This is a genomic window from Prevotella sp. khp1, assembly GCF_900102205.1.
GTDB classification, from domain to species: Bacteria; Bacteroidota; Bacteroidia; order Bacteroidales; family Bacteroidaceae; genus Prevotella; species Prevotella ruminicola.
In genome coordinates, this window is the sequence record NZ_FNJZ01000006.1 from 103,540 (window position 1) to 123,447 (window position 19,908).

The following is a 19,908-nucleotide window of genomic DNA, read 5'->3' on the forward strand; positions in this document are numbered from 1 at the left end:
TAGCACTAAGAATAACAAAACTTTTTATAAAATCCATTGCCTATGCCTAAATACGCCGATTACATTAAACGCATCGAGATCGACTCGCTTTGGAGCGGGAAGAAACATATTGTGTGGGAGCTTAACCGTCAGGTTAATATCCTCAGTGGTACTAACGGTCAGGGCAAAAGTACCATCCTGAACAAGGTGGTAAAGGGTTTGATTGCAGGTGGCGAGTTCCCCTCGCACATGCTCAAGGGTGTTCACTTGGATGTGGTGCCCGAGGATGCCAAGTGGATTCGTTACGACATGATTCGTTCGCTCGATACCAACCTGCAGCAGGCATTGGCCGAGGGCGAGGGATTCCTCCGTCAGGCCTTTTCGGCATTGGCTGGTGTGGGTGGCGGTTCGCTGCTCGATATCCAGCTCTACAACCTGCAGCGCAAGTACCTTGATTATCAGGTAAACATAGGCAATCGCATTATCGAAAAACTGCAGAGTGGCGATACCGAAGCCGCTCAGCAGCTTTCACAAAAAAAGTCACGTTTCCAGGACATTGTCGATGAGCTGTTCCGCGAAACGGGCAAGAAAATTATCCGTACCGAGAACGAACTGCGCTTCACCCAGATAGGCGAGGTGCTGTTACCCTACCAGCTGTCGAGTGGCGAAAAGCAGATGCTGATTATCCTGCTCACCGTGCTGGTCGAGGACAACCTGCCTTACGTGCTGTTTATGGACGAACCCGAGGCGTCGCTCCATCTCGAATGGCAGAAGCGTCTGGTCGATCTCTGTGTCGAACTTAACCCTAACGTACAGATTATTCTTACTACCCATTCGCCCGCCATCGTCATGAATGGTTGGGTTGATAGTGTCACTGAGGTAACTGATATAACGGTATAATTTAGCAACGGACTACACGACTTTAGGAATAAGGAAAATCGTAAAGTCCTGTTGTCCGTTGCAAAATAATAAAGAATGGGAAGTAGATTAAAAGATAATCTGAATAGCAAGTATTTCGAGGCGGCCAATGCGCTCACCTCTAAAAAGGCGCGACGTAGGATAGTGGCCTATGTCGAGAGCTACGATGATATCTACTTCTGGCGCACCGTTCTCAGCGAGTTCGAGAACGATAAGCGCTACTTCGAGGTGATGCTGCCCTCAAAAATCAATCTCACACGCGGCAAGAAATCCGTACTGATGAACTTCCTCGAGGGCGAGCCTCTGGGACGCGATATGATAGCCTGCGTAGATGCCGATTACGACTACCTGATGCAGGGGCGCACCCATCAGTCGCAGCGCATCCTGAACAGTCCGTACGTGTTCCACACCTACGTGTATGCCATCGAGAATTTTCAGTGTTACGCCCCTTCGCTGCATAATGTATGCGTGTCGGTAACACTCAACGATCATCGCATCTTCGATTTCCGCGATTACTTCCAGCAGTTCTCCGAGGCCATCTTCCCACTTTTTGTGTGGAGTGTTATGGTGTATCGCAATGGCAATTACTCACGGTTCTCTATCACCGACTTCTGTCGTATTGCCGATCCGGGCGGTTTCAGTGTGCAGAATCCCGCAGCCTCTATCAACAACGTGAAGCGTAAGGTACGCACCAAGATCAACGATCTGCAGCGCCAGTTCCCCGATGCCAAAGATGAGTATCTGCGTACCAAGGACGATATCCGTGCTTTAGGCGTAACGCCGCAAACCACCTATCTTTATATACAGGGTCATCATTTGTTCGACACCGTTGTGTCGCCCATCCTGTCAAAGGTGTGCAATCTGTTACGCCAGGAGCGCCAGAACGAAATCTATCACGCCTCTGCCCATCGTACGCAGAAGCGAAACGAAATGTCCTGCTACGAAAACTCGCTGCAGGACATTAAAACGATGCTTAAGAAAAACACGGGCTACATAAGTTGCGAGCAATTCCAACGCCTGCAGTCCGACATCCATAATTATTTAGGCACGGATTAACACGGCTTTATAAATAAAGACACGGCTGTTGTTAACGAAAAAGCAGCGTCTCTCTAAAAGAGAGCCGTGTTAATCCGTGCCAAAAATAATTAAACGAAGGTTTCGAGGAATTTGACGGTTCCTTCGATTTTTACTTCGGCGGTGGTGGCGGGCAGCAGGATGGTGTCACCCATGCGGAAGGTTGTCTCCTGGCCGTTGGCTTTGATGGTGCCCTCGCCCTTTACGGCAATCAGGATTACAAACGAGTCAAGCTCTGTGTAATCGAGTGTCATGGGCTCAGTCAAGTCGTAAACCGCTGTGGTAAAGTAGGGGCATGTAGCCACCTGTACGCCCTCGTTCTTGGTGCGCTCGTACTCGGCACGATAGTTGGGCAGCACGGTGTAGTCGATGCTCTCGGCCGCCAGCTCGGTGTGCAGCTCGCGGTAGTTGCCGTTCTTGTCCTTACGCTTAAAGTCGTAAATGCGGTAGGTTACGTCGCTTGTCTGCTGTATCTCAGCCACAAAGCAACCGGCACCAATGGCGTGTATGCGGCCGGCTGGAATAAAGAATACGTCGCCCTCGTTCACCTCGTAGCGTGCCAGCGCATCCGTAATCGTATCGTTCTCAACCATCTGCTTGTACTGCTCAGGCGTAATCTGCTGTTTCAGTCCGTTGTACAGCTGTGCACCTGGGGCACTCTCAAGGGCATACCACATCTCGGTTTTGCCGCGTGTCTTACCCTGTCGGTGGGCAATCTCATCGGTAGGGTGTACCTGTATGCTCAGGTCCTGACGGGCATCGATAAACTTAATCAGCAGGGGAAACTCGTCGCCAAAGCGCTCGTAGTTCTCCTGGCCCACCAGCTTACCTTTCAGCTCGCGTACCAGTTGGTTCAGGCTCTTGCCTTTGTACTCACCCTCGCTTACGATGGTCTCGTTGTCCTTTACACCCGAAATCTCCCAGCTCTCGCCAACGCTTTCGAGCGTCTCGTTTAAATGCTTAAAGGGGATAATCTTGTCGCCTCCCCACAGTGTCTGCTTCAGCAGCGGTTCAAATTTGTACATTGTCTTAGTTATATTATGTTGTCAATTATCTAATCGTTTCTTTAGTACGCTTGGCTCTGCCAAGAATTCTCAATTTTCAATTCTCCTTCCAAAAGGTACGTGTAAACAGTACCAGCACCGTCATAATCTCCAGACGTCCCATCAGCATCAACGGACACAGAATCCACTTGATGTATTCGGGCAGTATCGACCACGACATCACCGGTCCTATCTGCGTGCCCAGTGTTGGGCCTACGTTGCTCACACAGCTCAGGGCTATGGTAATGGCGTTGGTGTTATCAATGCCAGCCACAATCATAATGGTGGCCGTTACTAATGTCATCAGCATGGTGAGCGTGAAAAAGGCAAACAGCGCCACCAGTTTTGATTGTGGAATACTCATGCCGTTAATCTTTACAGGCAGCACAGCATTGGGGTGCAGTATCTGGCGGAAGTTATTACGTACCACTTTTAGCAGCATCACGCCTCTGATACACTTAAAGCCACCGCTGGTACTACCTGCACAGGCACCTAAGTACATTACCACACCCAATATCACCCAGGTGATATGTGGCCAGGTACCCGCATCCTCGTTAAACATACCCGTGGTGGTGATAAACGATACCACCTGGAACAATGCGGCACGGAAGGCATGCTCTAAGTCGTAGCCCATACGTGTCAGCAGCAGGTACATAATCCACAGTGTTGCACCTATCACCACGCTTACGTACAGCTTGAATTCCGAGTTGGTCAGCAGCGCCTTCAGTCGCATTTTTACAATGCTTAAATATAATAAGGTGAAGTTGATGCCCGACAGGAATTGGAATGTAATCGAGATATAGTCGATGGTAGGCGAGTGGAAGTACTCCGTGCTCTCGTTGTGTATCGCAAAGCCGCCTGTAGCCGTGGTGGTCATGGCGTAGTTCAGTGCCTCAAACCAGTTCATGCCTGCAGCACAGTACGATAATACGCAGGCCAGCGTTAGTATTAGGTAAATACTCCAGATCCATTTGGCAGTGGTTGTTAGTCGTGGGTGCATCTTGGCCTTGATGGGGCCTGTAGCCTCGGCGGCAAACACCTTTACGCTACCACCCACCAACGATGGCAGGATGGCGATGGTAAAGAATACGATTCCCAATCCGCCAATCCACTGGGTGAGTGATCGCCAGAATAATATGCCGTGTGGCAGTATCTCCACATCGTCGATAATCGAGGCGCCCGTAGTGGTAAAGCCCGATGTTGATTCAAAAAAAGCGTCGGTAATGTTGGTAATACAGCCGTGGGTCAGAAACGGAAACATGCCGAATACCGAGAACACCAGCCAGGCGGCCGTTACCAGCAGGTAGGCGTCTCTACGGCTCAGACTGTTGTCTGCGTTACGTCCCATATACATAAACGTAAAACCGCTGCCAAAGGTTATCAGCAGCGATATCAGGAATGCCATCAGGTCGTCCTCGTGATACGAGAAAGCCACCAGTGCACATAGCGACATAAACAATGCCTCTATCAGCAGCAGCGAGCCTATGATTTTACTGATGATACGGAAGTTTACCATATCGCATTCTTCTTGAAGTACTTTTCTATGTTGTTCAGTTTCTGCTCATGACAGAACACCATCACCGAGTCGCCCGCCTCAATCTGCGAGTTACCGTTCACCAGCATACCGCGCCCGTCGCGTACCAGTCCGCCTATGGTCACACCAAATGGCAGTCCTAAGTCCTTAACCGGTTTCTTGGTCACCTTCGAATCCTCGGCAGCCGTAAACTCAGCCACTTCGCTATCCACCATCATCAGCGATCTCAGGTTGTTCACGTCGGCATCCAGCAGCATCTGGTAGATATGGCTGGCGGCGATGGTCTTCTTATTGATAATCGTACCGATATCCAGACTTTCGGCCATGCTCACGTAGTCCAGATTCTCCACCATCGCTATTGTTTTGCGCACGCCCATCTTCTTGGCAGTCAAACAAGCCAGAATGTTGGTCTCGGCATTCTCGGTCAGCGCCACAAAGGCCTGTGTATTTCTGATGCCCTCCTCTTCCAGCAGTCCCAAGTCGCGTCCGTCGCCGTGTATCACCATCGTGTCTTGGTTCTCCAGCAGCTCGTTCAGCTTCTCGCAGCGCTTGGCATCCTTCTCAATAATCTTCACGTGCATGTAGTCGGGTGTGGTCAGCGCCGCACGTACGGTGGTTTTGCCGCCGCCCATCATAATCACGTTCTTCACGTCGGTATAGTGCTCCTTACCTACTATCTTACGTATGTAAGGTATATACTCCTTGGTAGTCATAAAGTAGGCCAGGTCGCCCACTCTCAGTTCGTCCATACCGCTTGGTATAATCGTGTCGCCTCCGCGCTTAATGGCCACAATGTGGTACGGGTCGTCGGGGCCGCACAGGTCCTTCAGTGGCTGGTTCAGTATCTCGGCCTGCTCTCTCAGCTTGATGCCCAGCATGGTCAGTGCACCGTCGTGTACATCCCAACGCTGGCGCACCCACGATAGCTTTAAGCCGTTGTTGATATCAATGGCCGCCAGTACCTCGGGGTAAATCAGCGAGTCGAGTCCTAAGTTCTTAAAAAAGGGTTGTAAGCTGGGTGCCAGGTACTCGTAGTTATCAATACGAGCTACGGTTTTCTTGGCGCCCAAGGCGTGTGCCAGTATGCAGGCGTTAATGTTTGTGCTCTCTTCGGGAGTTACGCCCACAAACAGGTCGGCATTAGGCACACCGGCCTCTTTCAGAGCTCTGATGCTGGTTGGCGATGCGCAATACGTCATCACGTCGTACTCGCTCATTTTAGCCAGTCGCTCCTCGTCGTCATCAATCAGAATACAGTCCTGATGTTCTCTCGACAGCAATTTCGACAGGTGAGTACCTACGGCGCCTGCACCTACTATCACAATTTTCATGCCTCCAAAATAGCTTTCTTAATGCCTTCTTCGTCTATGCCCACAATGTGCTGCAGTTCCTTTACGGTGCCGTGCTCCACAAAGTTGTCGGGCAGTCCCAGTCGTGTCACCTTTGGTGCGTAACCGTGATCGTTCATCCACTCCAGCACAGCGCTACCTAGTCCGCCTTGGCGTACACCGTTCTCAACGGTAATCACCTTCTTAAACTTCTTGCCTACCTCTTCCAGAATATCCTCGTCAATAGGCTTCAAGAATCGCATGTCATAGTGGGCAATTGATAATTGACAATTGATAGTTGACAGTTGTTCAATGGCGCGTGTCACGTTATTACCAATCGGGCCAATGCTCAGCACAGCTATGTCGTCGCCGTCGTGCAGTTTACGTCCGGTACCCACCTTTATCTCCTCCAGTGGGCATCGCCAGTCCTGCAGCTCGCCGCCACCACGTGGATAGCGGATTACGAACGGACCCTTGTTAGGCAGCTGGGCGGTGTACATCAGTCGTCGCAGCTCGTGCTCATCCAGTGGCGAGCAGATGGTCATGTTTGGTATGGGGCGCAGGGCAGCCAGGTCAAAGGCACCATGGTGTGTGGCACCATCCTCGCCCACCAGTCCCGAGCGGTCAAAGCAGAACACCACGTTCAGGTTCAGCAGAGCCACGTCGTGTATGATATTGTCGAATGCACGCTGTGCAAAGGCACTGTAGATATTGCAGAAGGGCAGCAGTCCGTCTTTGGCCATACCGCCGCTGAATGTCACGGCGTGTCCCTCGGCTATACCCACGTCAAACGTGCGCTCGGGCATCTCTTTCATCATGATATTCATCGAGCAGCCGCTGGGCATCGCGGGAGTCACACCTACAATCTTGGGGTTCTGCTTAGCCAGTTCCAGCAGTGTGTGTCCGAATACATCCTGGTATTTCTGCGGCTTGGTGGGGTCGTTGTCCACCAGGCGCTCACCAGTATCGGGGTTAAACTTGCCCGGTGCGTGCCATACCGTCACATCCTTCTCGGCAGGTGCATAGCCATGTCCCTTCTTGGTGTGCAGGTGCAGCAGTTTGGGTCCGGTCATATTCTTCAGCTGACTCAGTATGCGCACCAGTTCCTTCACGTTGTGTCCGTCAAACGGTCCGAAGTACTGTATGTTCATACCGTCAAAAATGTTCTGCTGATGGCTGATGGCGCTCTTCATGGCGTTTGTCAGTCGAATCAAGCCCTTCTTGCGGTCGTCGTTCAGCATACCGTGACGGTTAAACCAGCGTGCCGTCTTAAACTTAATGGCGTTATACGTCTCGTTGGTGCTCAGGTTCAGCAGATACTGCTTCATGCCGCCCACACTGCGGTCGATACTCATGTTGTTATCGTTCAGTATGATCAGCAGGTTGTTAGGGCTGCTCGAAACGTTGTTCAGTCCCTCAAAAGCCAGTCCGCCGCTCAGTGCACCGTCGCCAATCACAGCCACCACATGGCGGTCGTGCTTGCCCTCCAGTTCAGCTGCTACGGCCATACCCAAGGCTGCCGATACCGAGTTGCTGGCGTGTCCGCAGGCAAAGGTATCGTACTCGCTCTCTTCGGGCGATGGGAAAGGCTTGATACCGCCCAACTTACGGTTGGTGCAGAATCGGTCTTTACGGCCAGTCAGAATCTTATGTCCGTAAGCCTGGTGTCCCACGTCCCAAACTATTCTGTCTTCGGGGGTGTTATATACGTAATGTAGTGCAACCGTAATTTCGGCCACACCCAAACTCGAGGCTAAGTGTCCAGGGTTCACTGCCACTTCTTCAATGATGTCGCGTCGCAGTTCGTCGCAAACCTGTGGCAATTCATCCACCTTTAGTTTTCTCAAATCATCAGGTGTCTGGATCTTATTTAAAAGAGTAAACTCAGTTTTTTCCACACAAAAATTCTTTTATTTCGAGTGCAAAGATATACATTTATTATTAAACTGCAAAATATATTAGCAATTTTCTTAGTTTAAATCTGCCCACTTTCCACCATCAGCACCACGCGTTCGGTCAGTCGGTCCACGCCCTTTGCGTCGTACTCCTTTTTCAGGCTGGCACCAAAGCCCCAGGCAAACACCTGCCAGAATCCCGCTCTCAGGGGTCCCATAAAGGCTTTAATCATATCGTAGCTGCTCGAGTGGCATTCTCGGTCAATCAGTTTTATCAGCAGCTTACCTTGGCTGTAGGTCAGTTTTTTCATTTTGGGTTTGTAGGTTTTAAATATGTCGGCCTCTACGCGCTTCATGTGTTCCGCCTTTTCCTGGTCTGTTTGCAGTGTTTCCAGATATTCGGTGGTTTCAATCAGCATCATGCGTGCCTCTTTGGCTATAGGCAGCACTTTCTTCACGTTGTTCACCAGTCGCATGTACTGCTGGGCCTGTTTTTTGTTTTTAAATGTCAGTTGCGGGTACACATACACATTGTTCATCTCCATGTATTGTATGCTGTCGCCCTCGTGCAGCACTTTTCCCACCTTTACGGTTGGTACAAATGTAGGCGAGTCCATCTCCGCCAGCACCTGCTCGGCGGTTATCCGTTGTTCCTCCTGCGCCTGGGCGCAAGCAGCGCAACACAGCAATGCTATGATAAACCCTTTTCTCATTTTCGGGTGCAAAGGTACTACTTTTTTCGTCACGTAGTGTATGTTTTAACACGAAAAAACATATTAATTAGTGAAATACATTTAATTCGTTTAAAAGTAATCGCTAATTCCTTTAATATCAAATTCACTGTATTTGTTCATCAAATTCACTGAATTTGTTCTTCAATTTCACTGAATTTGTTTTTGATTTTCAGTGGGTTTATTTTGTTGTTTCTATTTTTTTCTATACCTTTGCACCATCAAAAGATTAGCTAAATTAATGAAACTAAGATTATCATTACTACTCTTACTGCCATTCCTAGGCGTAAAAGCGCAGGAATCGCATGGATGGGAGACGTACTTGAATCAGGTGATGACGGCTGAGGATGCGGCATCGGAGGGGTGGCAGCAGACGTACGATCTGCTAAGCGACCTGGTGCAGCACCCCATCAACATTAATACCGCCACACGTGAACAGCTGGAGGCCATCCCCTTTTTGTCGGCACAACAGGTAGAGGAGCTGATGGCTTACCTGTACCGCTATGCACCGATGCAATCGACTGCCGAACTGCGTATGATGACACTGTTGACACCTGCCCAGCGCGAACTGCTGAGCTACTGCGTTTATACAGGTGATAGCAAACCCAAACGCTACTTACACCACGAACTGACGGCCACCGCCAAGCTGCCACTGAGCAATGGGCACTGGTTTCGCTACCAGCTGCAATATGGCGACCGGCTGAAGGCTGGGCTGGTGGGTGATTTGGATGCTGACGAACCCTTTATGAAGGGCCCCAACCGATGGGGATACGACTACTATGCACCGTATGTGCAGCTGAACCACTGGGGACGTATAGAGACACTGGTGCTGGGTAGCTACAGGGTGAGCATGGGCATGGGCTTGGTGATGAACAACAGCTTTAGTTTAGGCAAGATAGCCATGCTACAGAACTTGGGGCGCAGCACAAACACCTTGCGGGCACACGCCTCGAGAACGGAGAACGCACTTCAAGGTGCAGGTATAACCCTGAAGTTAGGGCGCGGTTGGCAGACTACTGCGTTTGTGGGGTATGTGCCGATGGATGCCACGCTGAACAAGGACGGTAGTGCACGTACGATACTAACCACTGGCTACCACCGTACGGAAGCCGAAATAGCTAAGAAACATAATTTGCACGCCCTGAAAACGGGTGGTAGTGTGCGTTATACGGGACATGGACTGCACATAGGGCTGAACGGGCTTTACGTGCATCTGGACCGACCGCTGCAACCTAACACCAAACAGCTATACAACCTGTATAAACCGCAGGGCAGCAGTTTTGTGAATATGAGTACGGACTACGGCTATGCAAATAGCAAATGGTCGTTGAACGGTGAAACGGCTGTGGATGGGAACGGGCATATAGCCACTATCAACAGTGTGAGCGTGGCGATGGGTAGTAACCTGACGCTGATGGCACTGCAGCGCTATTACCAGTACCGTTATACCTCGCTGGATGCACAGAGCTATAGCGATGGGGGCAGCGTGCAGAACGAAAGCGGCGTGTATGTGGGAGCTACCTGGCAGCCATCCACTAAATGGCAGGTGGCGGCTTATGCCGACTGGGCTTACTTTCCGTGGGTAAGGTACCGACAGCAGGCGGGTACTTACACAATGGACTATCTGCTACAGACAACCTACACCGGCAGCCGCTGGAAACTGAGCGGCAGGTACCGACTGAAAGCCAAGCAACAGGAACACCGCACCAGACTGGCAGCTGAATACAACTGGGACTGCGGCTTGGGTATACGCACTCAGCTGGATGGCAACTATGGTGCGGATGGAGGAACGGAGACTGGTGCTATGCTGAGCGAGAGCATGGCCTACACTTATAAGTGGTTGCGATTGAACGCTGGAGCGGGCTATTACCATACGGATGGTTATAATAGCCGACTGTATGTGTATGAGAACGGACCGCTATATACCTATGCCATGCAGCAGCTGTATGGCGAGGGCATACGTTATTGGCTGATGCTACGCGCTAATGCAGGAAAACACTTGCTGCTGACCGCCAAAATGGGCGTAAACAACAACTTTGAACGTGCATCGAAAACGGATATGATGCTTCAGCTGCGGCTTAAGATCTGATGATAGAGCTGATAAACCTGGCCGGCGACATCGGTGCCAGCGAAACGCTGCACATAGGTCTGGCTGCGCTGGATGCGGGCTTCGCGATGGGCCGAACCAATCAGCGAGCGGCGGATGGCATTGGCCATACCTAACACATCGCCTGGCGCCACATAGATGTTGTCGGGGCCGCCAGCCTCTTCGAGGCAGGAACCGCTGCAAGCCACTACTGGCAAACCGCAACGGATGGCCTCGATGATGGGTATGCCGAAACCCTCGTAAACACTGGGATAAACAAACACTTCGGCCATAGCGTAAAGGGCGGGCAGGTGCTCGTCGGGTACACCATGCAGGATGCGTACACGCTGCTGCAGGTTCTGACGCTGTGCGTAGGCCATCACCTTATGGGTGTAATCGGTGGGGCGGCCGATGATGACCAGCGACACATCGGAGGGCAGATAGGGCAGCGCCTGAACGGCCTGCAGCACATTCTTGCGCGTTTCGATAGAACCCACATTCAGGATGTAACGTTGGGGTAACTGGTAATGCTGGGCTACCTGCTGCAGCACGGCGGCATCGGTCTCGGCACCGAAACGCTGGGCACAACTCTGGTAGATGAGCGAGATTTTTTCGTCGGGTACCTGACCGTACTGGATGATATCGTGCTTGGTACGCTCGCTGATGGCAATGATATGGGTGGCCTCGCGCAGGGTGCGACGGAACTTCCAGGTGTAGAGCTTGACATCGATGGGATTGTAAAACTCGGGATGGCGCAGGAATATCAAATCGTGGATGGTAACTACGCTGGGGATGCCGCTTTGACTGATGCCAAGGGGCAGTTCGCCCGATAAGCCATGATAGAGCTGGATGCCATCGCGCTTAAGATCGGCTACGATACCCTTGGTACGCCAGTAGGCACCGAACAGGGATGACAGGTGGTGGCTGATGGGCGTATGGGGATAGTGAAAGGCTACGTTATCGCGCTCTACAATCTGTGTGCGCAGGTCGTCGCGGCCCTTGTTGGGGGCATAGAGGCTGAGCTGCAGGGGATACTGGGCCAGATCGTTGACCAACGTGCGGCCATAGGCGCCAAGGCCTGTGCCGTTGCGAACAATGCGCTTGGCATCGAAACCGATATGAAGGGGCGTGTTACTCATGATAATACTATTGCTTTTTAAAGTGCTTGAATACAAAACGAACCATGATAAAATTGGCGGGCACAGCGATGGCCAGTACTGCCAATGGGGCTACAGCACGACTGAGACCCAACCACAGGAAGAAATTGAACAGCACGATGTGCAGCACGTAGTTGACTGCATGGGCGCCGCCAAAACCTAGGCCGTTGCGGGCTGAGGTTTTTTCGCGGAAGGTGAAGTGGGCCGACAGGTAGTAGTTGACTAAGAAACTAACGATATAGCCCACGGTATAGGCGATGTTGACCTCGATAAAGTGCTGAAGCAACCAGTACACACCGTAGTGGATGGCGGCGGCAGTGGTGCCCACAATACCGAAGCGAACTATCTGACCAAATGTTTCCTTTTTATCCATGAACATGAAATTTTGGTGCAAAGATACAAATAATTCGGTATAATTGTGTACCTTTGCACCAAATTATACCAATTATTATCATGATACTATTGAGTTTTGATACCGAAGAGTTTGATGTGCCCCGCGAACATGGCGTGGATTTTACATTACAACAGGGTATGGAAGTTTCGAAGGAAGGCACGCGCCGCATATTGGACTGCTTGAAGCAGAACGGTGTGAAGGCTACCTTTTTTTGCACAGGCAATTTTGCAGAGAATGCACCCGAACTGATGCAACGGATTATGGACGAAGGGCACGAGGTGGCCTGTCATGGCGTGGATCACTTTGAGCCGAAAGAGACTGACTTTGCCCGATCGAAGGAAATAGTGGAACGGGTAACCGGACGAACGGTGTACGGCTACCGACAGCCACGTATGTTCCCCGTGGTGGAGAGCGAAATAAAGCGTGCGGGCTATCGCTATAACTCGAGTTTGAACCCTGCGTTCATTCCCGGCAGATACATGCATCTGACTGAACCCAGAACCTGGTTTATGAAGGATGGGGTGATGCAGATACCGGCTTCGGTAACACCGCTGATACGATTCCCGCTGTTCTGGCTGGCACTGCACAACCTGCCACAGAGCGTGTACCACTGGCTGGTGAGAAGGGTGCTGAAGCACGATGGCTACTTTGTGACCTACTTTCACCCATGGGAGTTTTACGACCTGAAGGAACACCCCGAGTTTAAGATGCCCTTTATTATCAAGAACCACAGCGGACGTGAGATGGCTGGCCGACTTGACAAGCTGATAAAGATGCTGAAAGCCCAAGGGCACACATTCATAACCTATACGGAATTTACTGACAAGCAACTATAAGATAACAATAAACGAATGTATGAAAACGGTAACAATTATACTGCCTGCCTATAACGAGGAATCGTCGTTCGAGCTACTGAAAGAACGGATGGGCGAGGTGCTGAAACAGAACCCGGACTACAACTGGGAGTTTCTGCTGGTAAACGATGGCAGTAGCGACCATACGCTGCAGCAGATGATGCGACTGCACCGCGAAGACCTGCATTACAACTATCTGGACCTGAGCCGCAACTACGGCAAGGAGATAGCAATGATGGCTGGTTTTGACTATGCCAAAGGCGATGCCGTAATAGTGATGGACGCCGACATGCAGCACCCGATAGACGTGATACCCGAGATGCTGCAGTACTGGGAACAGGGTTACGACGACGTGTATGCCACCCGCATGGACAGTAAGGAGAGTTGGCTGAAGCGTAAGACATCGCACTGGTACTACCAACTGCTGCAATCGGTTACCAAGGTGCCCATACAGAAGGATACCGGTGACTTCAGACTGCTGGACCGCTCGTGTGTGGAGGCCTTGAAACAGATGCGCGAAACCGAACGTAACACCAAGGGTATGTACTCGTGGATAGGATTCCGCAAAAAGGGCATCGGCTACAAGCAGCTGGAGCGACAGGCGGGTGAGAGCAAATGGAGCACACGCGCGCTGATGCACCTGGCACTGAACGGTATCATGTCGTACACCACCGCACCGCTGCGACTGGCATCGGTACTGGGACTGATTGTATCGTTTGCGGCTTTCCTGTATCTGATATACATTATTGTGATTACCAACTTGTATGGCGAGCCGGTTCAGGGCTATCCTACGATGATGGTAACGATACTCTTCTTAGGTGGCATACAGCTGCTGAGCTTGGGCATCCTGGGTGAGTATGTGGCAAAGATTTTTAATGAAGTGAAGGGCCGACCTGGCTACTTCCTGAACTCGTATAATGGCGAACGAAACCATGTGGCAAAAAATTAAGAATATCAAAAACAAAGAACAGATATTATTTTGGTTGGGACTGATTATCATGGTGGCAGCAACTGCCATCGAAACGCTGCGTGGCAGGGCCAGCAACTACTATGTGTACAGCGATGCCACCAGCATGTTCTGGCACGGACTGACACCTTACACCCAGCAGTTTATTACCGACCATGGGCGCTATTTTCTTTATACACCCGTGTTTACCACCCTGTATGCACCTATCCTGCTGCTGCCCAAATGGTTAGGGCCGTTTGCATGGAACGGCATGCTGTATGCCCTGATGGTAACGGCCATCAGAACGCTGCCGGGCGAGGTGAACAAATACCGCACTAAGATTTTCGGATTCCTGCTGTTGCTGATAGTGCAGGGCACCTTCTGCTTTCAGTATAACCTGGTGGTGTGTGCGCTGTTCCTGTTGGCCTTTACGCTGCTGGAGCGTAACAAGCCGCTGTGGGCGGTACTGCTGATTATGATTTCGGCTACCACTAAGATTTATGGCGGTATAGAGTTGGCGCTGCTGTTGTGCTATCCCAAAATGTGGCGTAACCTTGGCGCTGCGGTGCTGATGGGCGTGGGATTGCTGTTGCTGCCAGCCTTGAACCCGATGTTTGAGCACCCGCTTGACCTGTACCGACAGATGGGCGAGATGCTGACACAGCACGGCGATTCGGGTACCTGGGCAGGACTGCTGTTTGCACCCGTACTGCGCGATGTGCTGCTGCCAAACATGCGAGCCATACAGTTGGGTGTGCTGGCCGTATTGGCTGCCATCTTCTTCTGGAAGTACCGTTTGTGGAGCAATTACAGATTCAGAGTAACGGCCTTAGCAGTGATGATGGGCTACGTGATACTGTTTAGCGACAGTCCGGAAACACATACGTACCTGATTGCCTTGGCTGGCTACCAGATGGTGTTCTGGTTGCAACCCAAACGTACCACGATAGACTGGGTGATATTCTGGCTACTGTTCGTAAACTTCTGCATCTTCCCTGTAGATGCACTCTGTCCGGTAGCAGTATATAAATTCTTCCACAATAACTTCTGGTTTGATATCTATTGCATGACGCTGGCCTGGGTGCGCATGGTTTGGGCTGTGGTGAAGGCATAATCCTTGGTGAGCATCTCGTAAATGAGCTTAAACCAGATGATAGCTACAGGCAGGGCCTTGAGCGAATAGGGCTTGATGAGCTGGCTCCATACTACCTTTGGAAAGAGGTCGGATGGCGACATCGACGTGATGATAAAGGCGAAGATGATGAGTGCCAGATCGCAGCGGTTGCGCTGCCAAGGACTGGTGAGATACCAGATGGCTACACCGGGCATGGCGATGATGTAGCTGTACGACTCGGAACCGGTGCTGAACAGCACAATCGTCATGAGCGCTGAGGCTACGGCTGCCAGGCGGAACCCCTGATGGCGATACTGATCGAGTCGCAGATAAGGCAGAGCGAAGAGAATGGCACCAGGCAGGATAAGCCAGATATCGTTGTAACTGGCGATGCCTGATATCTTACGTACCATACCCAGCAGCGAGATGTTCTGGCCGGCGGCAAACTGGTTGAGATCGTTCTTATGTACCAGCACATCGTACCAGGCACCGTACTGGCCACACATGTAATCGAACCCGAATACGAACATGGGCAGTACCGACAGAATGACCATCCAGGCTACAAACCAGCCTAAGAACTGGCGCTTATGGTGCGAGAAGGGGAAGAACGCCAAGCCCGCAATACCGTAGATTTTGGTGACAGTGCCCAAAGCGATGAGGAATGCCGCCCAGCAATCCTTCTGCTTCTGGGTGAGGTAATAGGTGAACAGGATGCAGGCTAAGATGAGACTGTTGCTCTCGGAATCGAGTATGCAGGTATAGGCTTCGACCGCCACAAACCACAGGATGAACAGCTGCTGACTGCGGGTAAAGAACGACTGGCGTATGCTCCAATAAGGCACAAACGTGATGAGCAGCATCCAGATCAATCGGCCTAACTGATAGGGCAGCACTGCCATGGGTGCCATGAGCAGCGGGAAGAGCGGTCCGTATAGAAAATAATTACCATCCTCGGGGTAGATAATATACAGTGGCATTTGTTGCCAGGCATGCCAGAACGAGTGGTAGAAGATGGAATAATCGAGGTCGAACTTACCCTTGAGCCAAATGCGCAGCCAAGGGATGATGGCCATGATGAGCCATACGAAAAACACGACACGAAAGTCGGCCAGATAGTGTTTAATCTTGCAGGTTAATACAGATAGTTTCATGATCAAAAGGTAAATAATTCTTTGCAAAGGTATAAAAATTTTAGTAGTTTTGGTATAAAAAGCTAAAAAAATTGTAACTTTGCACCCAAATAGAATAAATATGGAGAAGGAAATGAATTTTCTGGATAGAAATGAGTTTAATTTCGAACCCAGTGAGAAGGTGGTAGAAGCTATCCGCAATTTTGACCCAAAGACATTGTGTTTTTATACCCGCATTTACGATCAAGGCAAGAAGAGCGTTGTATCGGTAAAGCTGAGCGAGATATACGGCGTACCCGAAGAGCAGGTACTGCTGGCTTATGGTGGTGAGGACATTCTGAAGAATGCCATTCACTACTACCTGATGAAAGGCGACAACAAGAAAATACTGATACCCGAATACTCATGGTGGTACTACAACAAGGTGGCCGCTGAGTGCTACGGTACCTTTGAGATGTACCCTCTGCACGAACAGGAGGATACCTTTGCCTATGATGTGGATGAGGTGATAGAATATACCAACCGCATTCATCCCCGTATGCTGCTGTTGGCATCGCCTAACAACCCCACGGGTAACTGCTTGACACCCGAGGAGATCGGACGTATCATGGAGAACATCCCCAGCGATACAATGGTGCTGATAGATGAGGCTTATGCCAGCTTTATTACCAGCGATACCGACTATATCGCACCACTGGTAAACAAATACCGTAACCTGATTATATCGCGTACGCTGAGTAAGTTCTACGGACTGCCCGGACTGCGTTGTGGCTTTGGCTTTATCGGTGCCGGACACGATCATTTTGTAAGCTATATCAACAAGTACTTGGGTTACAACCGCTTCTCGGAGGCTGTGGCATTGGCTGCGCTCGACAGCGATGAGCACTACCGCCAGGTGGCCGACGATATGGAGTGGGGCCGACAGCTGTACAAGAAAGCACTGGGCGACAAGCCTGGATTTAAGGTGTATAAGAGTGTGGCCAACTTTATCCTGATAAAATATCCTGTAGAGATTAAGGAGGCCCTGCAGAAGGCGCTGGCCGACCAGAACTACAAGATTAAGTTTATGAGCGATAAGGGCCTGGAGGAGTGTGTGCGTATTACCTTGGGTCGCAAGGAGCAGACACAGGTTGTAGTGGATACCATACTGAGAGTAATTGAACATTGACCATTGACCATTGAACATTATGATTGGTGTGATATTGGCGGCGGGAATGGCCAAGAGACTGCGCCCGCTTACTGACGAGAAACCCAAATGCCTGCTGGAGGTTGGTGGTAAAACGCTGTTGCAGCGTACGGTTGACGCGATGATAAGCGCCGGCGTGAAGGAGTTTGTGGTAGTAACAGGCTATCGCGCAGAGATGATAAGGGAATTCCTAACTGTCAATTATCAATTGTCAATTATCAATTATATCGACAACGTCGATTTTGAGCATAACAACAACATTTTCTCGTTGTGGCTGGCCATGCAGAAACTGCACGGACAAGAGGTGCTGCTGATGGATAGCGACATACTGTGCGATCCAGAGGCTGTGCGCCGTGTGGCCCGTAAAACCAACCCCGCCTTAGCCATGCAGCAGCACGAGCTGGGCGAGGAGGAGATGAAGATTGTGGTTGACGAGGCCGGACGTATTACCGAGATAAGCAAGACCTGCAGTCCTGCCGATGCCATTGGCGAGAGTGTGGGTATCGAGAAGATGACACCCGCCTATACCGAGGCCATCTATCAGGAGCTGCGCAAGATGATATTAGACGAGGGCCTGATTGACATCTTCTACGAGCGCGCCTTTGAGCGACTGATTCCACAGGGACATACGTTTGAAGTGGTAGATACCACCGATCTGTTCAGTTACGAGCTCGACACCCCCGAGGACTTGGAGAAAGCTTCGGCTGCATTACCAAAAGAATTGTATTAATATGGATAAACCTCTGTTCTCGATATTGATTCCTACCTGGAACAACCTGAAGTTCCTGAAGATTTGTGTGGATAGCATCCGCAAAAACTCGACGTATCCGCACGAGATTTTGATTCATGTGAACGATGGTAGCGACGGCACGCTGGAGTGGGTAAAGGCCGAGGGACTGAAATATACGCACTCGCCCGAGAACATCGGTGTGTGCTTTGCACTGAACGGTTTGCGCCCATTGGCCACTACCGACTACATACTGTTTATGAACGACGATATGTATGTGTTGCCCGACTGGGATAAGAACCTGTACGAGGAGATAGAGCGTATCGGACATAAGATGTTCTTCCTGTCATCTACCCTGATTCAGCCACGCCCATTCTTCTGTAAGAGCGTGATTGCACCAGCCGACTTTGGACAGACCGTAGAGACCTTTGACGAACAGAGACTGCTGAACGAATATAAGAACCTGCCACACTACGATTGGAAAGGCGCTACATGGCCACCAAACGTGGTGCATAAGGATATCTGGGACTTGGTAGGCGGCTACTCGATTGAGTATTCGCCTGGCATGTATAGCGATCCCGACTTCTCGGCCAAGCTGTGGAAGGCGGGTGTAAGAATCTTCAAAGGCATTGATAAGAGTCGTGTGTACCATTTTGAGGCACGCTCAACCCATCGCATTGTGAAGAACGATGGTAGCACCCAGTTCCTGAGAAAGTGGGGCATCACATCGGCATCGTTTATGCGCGATGTGCTGCAGCGCGGCGAACGCTGGGACAGCCAGAACGACACCAGTGCCGCCCTGAAGAAAGACCTGACAAGAAGTAAGCTGAAGAAAGCCCTGACGATATTCCGTGATGTGAAAATCAAGAATATCTGGGAGGATTAACCCTTCATATTGGCACGCTGATCATCGTACTGGCGATAGGGCAGCTGATAGTCGAGATAATGAAAATCGTGCTGTCGCTGTTCGTCGTGCTTAGGGATGGTCATATAATCGCCGTATTTGGTAGCCAGGTAGGTATCGAAATGCTCAACGCCCATAAACGTGATATCTTCGAACTTGATGGGAGTGGGCTGACCTAATACCGCTTTGTTGATGATGCCGTTCTTGCCATCATCGTAATCGGCTATCAAATCGCACTTGTCGTAATCGTAGTGCATCATAATGCGGCGCATCTTCTGCTGCACATAGTGGTTGGTGAATAGCTTCTGGCACAGCAAAGGCACTACGGCACTGAGATCCTTACCATGTTTGAACGGATCGCGGTGGATGTAGTAGATAACACGCTTCCAGAACTCGTAGCGCGCAAAGTTAAGGCGCTGCAACAGTTTGTTGGCACAAACACCATCCAAGGGGAACACATCGATATACAAACCACCGATATAGTTGATATGCTCGCGCTCAATCAGCGTGGTGCTGGCATCCTGGATTTTACCGAAGGGACCTGGGTAGTTGGGATCGGTCTCGGCACAAACGGCCTCGAATGGCTTGGGCAGCCACTCGTGCGCATGCGCCATCAGTGTGTCGTAATCCTTACGGGGCATGGCGATATCCATATCATCATCCCAGGGAATAAAGCCCTTGTGGCGCACTGCACCCAGCATGGTGCCTGCCCAGAGATAATAGCGCAGGTTGTGTTCCTGACATACTTTATCGACGGCCTGAAGAATCTTCAGGATGTGGAGTTGAAGGGGACGGATATCGTAACTTGCCATAAAACTATTGTTATTTGTTTATATTTCGTGGCAAAGGTACGCAAAAAACTGCATATTTCAATAAAAACGCTTGTGAGATTGCAAATAATTATATAA

Annotated in this window: 18 protein-coding genes; 9 read left to right on the top strand and 9 right to left on the bottom strand. The window is 50.7% G+C overall.

All coding sequences use genetic code 11. The features are described 5' to 3' along the window. The first annotated feature begins 42 nt into the window (after nt 1-42). Nucleotides 43-879, top strand: coding sequence for an AAA family ATPase (locus BLR73_RS13935; RefSeq protein WP_091863008.1), 837 nt, complete (start codon nt 43-45; stop codon nt 877-879). Between the two features lie 75 nt (nt 880-954). Further along, a complete protein-coding gene (locus BLR73_RS13940) occupies nt 955-1,953 on the top strand; it encodes a DUF4435 domain-containing protein (protein WP_091863011.1) in 999 nt (332 codons plus the stop codon). A gap of 89 nt (nt 1,954-2,042) precedes the next feature. On the opposite strand, the gene BLR73_RS13945 is transcribed toward BLR73_RS13940, so the two are convergent. From BLR73_RS13945 to BLR73_RS13965, 5 genes are all read right to left on the bottom strand, one after another. Next, entirely contained in the window at nt 2,043-2,996 is a 954-nt protein-coding gene (locus tag BLR73_RS13945; protein WP_091863014.1) for a type I phosphomannose isomerase catalytic subunit, read from the bottom strand. A 76-nt stretch (nt 2,997-3,072) separates the two neighbouring features. After that, entirely contained in the window at nt 3,073-4,530 is a 1,458-nt protein-coding gene (locus tag BLR73_RS13950; RefSeq protein WP_013063436.1) for a TrkH family potassium uptake protein, read from the bottom strand. Then, on the bottom strand, nt 4,524-5,879 hold the full coding sequence (trkA, locus tag BLR73_RS13955; RefSeq protein WP_091863017.1) for a Trk system potassium transporter TrkA: 1,356 nt from the start codon (nt 5,877-5,879) through the stop codon (nt 4,524-4,526). The genes BLR73_RS13950 and trkA overlap by 7 nt, the downstream gene beginning before the upstream one ends. Continuing rightward, nucleotides 5,876-7,774 carry a 1-deoxy-D-xylulose-5-phosphate synthase gene (gene dxs, locus BLR73_RS13960; RefSeq protein ID WP_091863020.1) on the bottom strand — a complete coding sequence of 633 codons (1,899 nt, stop codon included), beginning with the start codon at nt 7,772-7,774 and terminating at the stop codon, nt 5,876-5,878. The genes trkA and dxs overlap by 4 nt, the downstream gene beginning before the upstream one ends. A gap of 77 nt (nt 7,775-7,851) precedes the next feature. Next, a complete protein-coding gene (locus BLR73_RS13965) occupies nt 7,852-8,388 on the bottom strand; it encodes a DUF4294 domain-containing protein (RefSeq protein WP_013064610.1) in 537 nt (178 codons plus the stop codon). A 355-nt stretch (nt 8,389-8,743) separates the two neighbouring features. On the opposite strand from BLR73_RS13965, the gene BLR73_RS13970 reads away from it, so the two are divergent. Beyond that, nucleotides 8,744-10,591 carry a ComEA family DNA-binding protein gene (locus tag BLR73_RS13970; RefSeq protein ID WP_091863022.1) on the top strand — a complete coding sequence of 616 codons (1,848 nt, stop codon included), beginning with the start codon at nt 8,744-8,746 and terminating at the stop codon, nt 10,589-10,591. Here the strand turns inward: BLR73_RS13970 and BLR73_RS13975 are convergent. After that, a complete protein-coding gene (locus BLR73_RS13975) occupies nt 10,570-11,727 on the bottom strand; it encodes a glycosyltransferase family 4 protein (RefSeq protein ID WP_091863025.1) in 1,158 nt (385 codons plus the stop codon). The two genes, BLR73_RS13970 and BLR73_RS13975, sit on opposite strands and share 22 nt — an antisense overlap. Nucleotides 11,728-11,734: 7 nt before the next feature. Further along, a complete protein-coding gene (locus tag BLR73_RS13980; protein ID WP_091863083.1) occupies nt 11,735-12,118 on the bottom strand; it encodes a GtrA family protein in 384 nt (127 codons plus the stop codon). Between the two features lie 80 nt (nt 12,119-12,198). Between BLR73_RS13980 and BLR73_RS13985 the strand changes: the two genes are divergently transcribed. From BLR73_RS13985 to BLR73_RS13995, 3 genes are read left to right on the top strand one after another with little or no spacing between them, the layout of a single operon-like run. Continuing rightward, nucleotides 12,199-12,975 (top strand): polysaccharide deacetylase family protein, encoded by a 777-nt coding sequence (locus tag BLR73_RS13985; RefSeq protein ID WP_091863028.1) that lies wholly within the window; start codon nt 12,199-12,201, stop codon nt 12,973-12,975. Nucleotides 12,976-12,994: 19 nt separating this feature from the next. Beyond that, a complete protein-coding gene (locus BLR73_RS13990) occupies nt 12,995-13,942 on the top strand; it encodes a glycosyltransferase family 2 protein (protein WP_091863031.1) in 948 nt (315 codons plus the stop codon). After that, on the top strand, nt 13,926-15,053 hold the full coding sequence (locus BLR73_RS13995; protein WP_074833876.1) for a glycosyltransferase family 87 protein: 1,128 nt from the start codon (nt 13,926-13,928) through the stop codon (nt 15,051-15,053). Before BLR73_RS13990 ends, BLR73_RS13995 begins: the two co-directional genes overlap by 17 nt. On the opposite strand, the gene BLR73_RS14000 is transcribed toward BLR73_RS13995, so the two are convergent. Continuing rightward, nucleotides 14,999-16,204: a glycosyltransferase family 87 protein gene (locus BLR73_RS14000; RefSeq protein WP_091863034.1), complete on the bottom strand. Its 1,206-nt coding sequence runs from the start codon at nt 16,202-16,204 to the stop codon at nt 14,999-15,001. The two genes, BLR73_RS13995 and BLR73_RS14000, sit on opposite strands and share 55 nt — an antisense overlap. Before the next feature lie 100 nt (nt 16,205-16,304). Here BLR73_RS14000 and BLR73_RS14005 point away from each other — a divergent pair, with 100 nt between their 5' ends. From BLR73_RS14005 to BLR73_RS14015, 3 genes are read left to right on the top strand one after another with little or no spacing between them, the layout of a single operon-like run. Further along, nucleotides 16,305-17,351, top strand: coding sequence for a pyridoxal phosphate-dependent aminotransferase (locus BLR73_RS14005; protein ID WP_091863037.1), 1,047 nt, complete (start codon nt 16,305-16,307; stop codon nt 17,349-17,351). A gap of 19 nt (nt 17,352-17,370) precedes the next feature. Continuing rightward, nucleotides 17,371-18,099 (top strand): phosphocholine cytidylyltransferase family protein, encoded by a 729-nt coding sequence (locus tag BLR73_RS14010; protein ID WP_091863040.1) that lies wholly within the window; start codon nt 17,371-17,373, stop codon nt 18,097-18,099. A 1-nt stretch (nt 18,100) separates the two neighbouring features. Further along, nucleotides 18,101-18,982, top strand: coding sequence for a glycosyltransferase family 2 protein (locus tag BLR73_RS14015; protein ID WP_013064231.1), 882 nt, complete (start codon nt 18,101-18,103; stop codon nt 18,980-18,982). Here BLR73_RS14015 and BLR73_RS14020 read toward each other — a convergent pair. Then, nucleotides 18,979-19,812, bottom strand: coding sequence for a LicD family protein (locus BLR73_RS14020; protein ID WP_013063417.1), 834 nt, complete (start codon nt 19,810-19,812; stop codon nt 18,979-18,981). The genes BLR73_RS14015 and BLR73_RS14020 overlap by 4 nt on opposite strands. Between the last annotated feature and the right edge of the window lie 96 nt (nt 19,813-19,908).

Excerpts from the sequence above, each read along its gene's own strand:
- BLR73_RS13935 (WP_091863008.1), top strand. The coding sequence starts at position 43 with ATGCCTAAATACGCCGATTACATTAAACGCATCGAGATCGACTCGCTT.
- BLR73_RS13940 (WP_091863011.1), top strand. The coding sequence starts at position 955 with ATGGGAAGTAGATTAAAAGATAATCTGAATAGCAAGTATTTCGAGGCG.
- BLR73_RS13945 (WP_091863014.1), bottom strand. The coding sequence starts at position 2,996 with ATGTACAAATTTGAACCGCTGCTGAAGCAGACACTGTGGGGAGGCGAC.
- BLR73_RS13950 (WP_013063436.1), bottom strand. The coding sequence starts at position 4,530 with ATGGTAAACTTCCGTATCATCAGTAAAATCATAGGCTCGCTGCTGCTG.
- trkA (WP_091863017.1), bottom strand. The coding sequence starts at position 5,879 with ATGAAAATTGTGATAGTAGGTGCAGGCGCCGTAGGTACTCACCTGTCG.
- BLR73_RS13965 (WP_013064610.1), bottom strand. The coding sequence starts at position 8,388 with ATGGACTCGCCTACATTTGTACCAACCGTAAAGGTGGGAAAAGTGCTG.
- BLR73_RS13970 (WP_091863022.1), top strand. The coding sequence starts at position 8,744 with ATGAAACTAAGATTATCATTACTACTCTTACTGCCATTCCTAGGCGTA.
- BLR73_RS13975 (WP_091863025.1), bottom strand. The coding sequence starts at position 11,727 with ATGAGTAACACGCCCCTTCATATCGGTTTCGATGCCAAGCGCATTGTT.
- BLR73_RS13980 (WP_091863083.1), bottom strand. The coding sequence starts at position 12,118 with ATGGATAAAAAGGAAACATTTGGTCAGATAGTTCGCTTCGGTATTGTG.
- BLR73_RS13985 (WP_091863028.1), top strand. The coding sequence starts at position 12,199 with ATGATACTATTGAGTTTTGATACCGAAGAGTTTGATGTGCCCCGCGAA.
- BLR73_RS13990 (WP_091863031.1), top strand. The coding sequence starts at position 12,995 with ATGAAAACGGTAACAATTATACTGCCTGCCTATAACGAGGAATCGTCG.
- BLR73_RS13995 (WP_074833876.1), top strand. The coding sequence starts at position 13,926 with ATGTGGCAAAAAATTAAGAATATCAAAAACAAAGAACAGATATTATTT.
- BLR73_RS14000 (WP_091863034.1), bottom strand. The coding sequence starts at position 16,204 with ATGAAACTATCTGTATTAACCTGCAAGATTAAACACTATCTGGCCGAC.
- BLR73_RS14005 (WP_091863037.1), top strand. The coding sequence starts at position 16,305 with ATGGAGAAGGAAATGAATTTTCTGGATAGAAATGAGTTTAATTTCGAA.
- BLR73_RS14010 (WP_091863040.1), top strand. The coding sequence starts at position 17,371 with ATGATTGGTGTGATATTGGCGGCGGGAATGGCCAAGAGACTGCGCCCG.
- BLR73_RS14015 (WP_013064231.1), top strand. The coding sequence starts at position 18,101 with ATGGATAAACCTCTGTTCTCGATATTGATTCCTACCTGGAACAACCTG.
- BLR73_RS14020 (WP_013063417.1), bottom strand. The coding sequence starts at position 19,812 with ATGGCAAGTTACGATATCCGTCCCCTTCAACTCCACATCCTGAAGATT.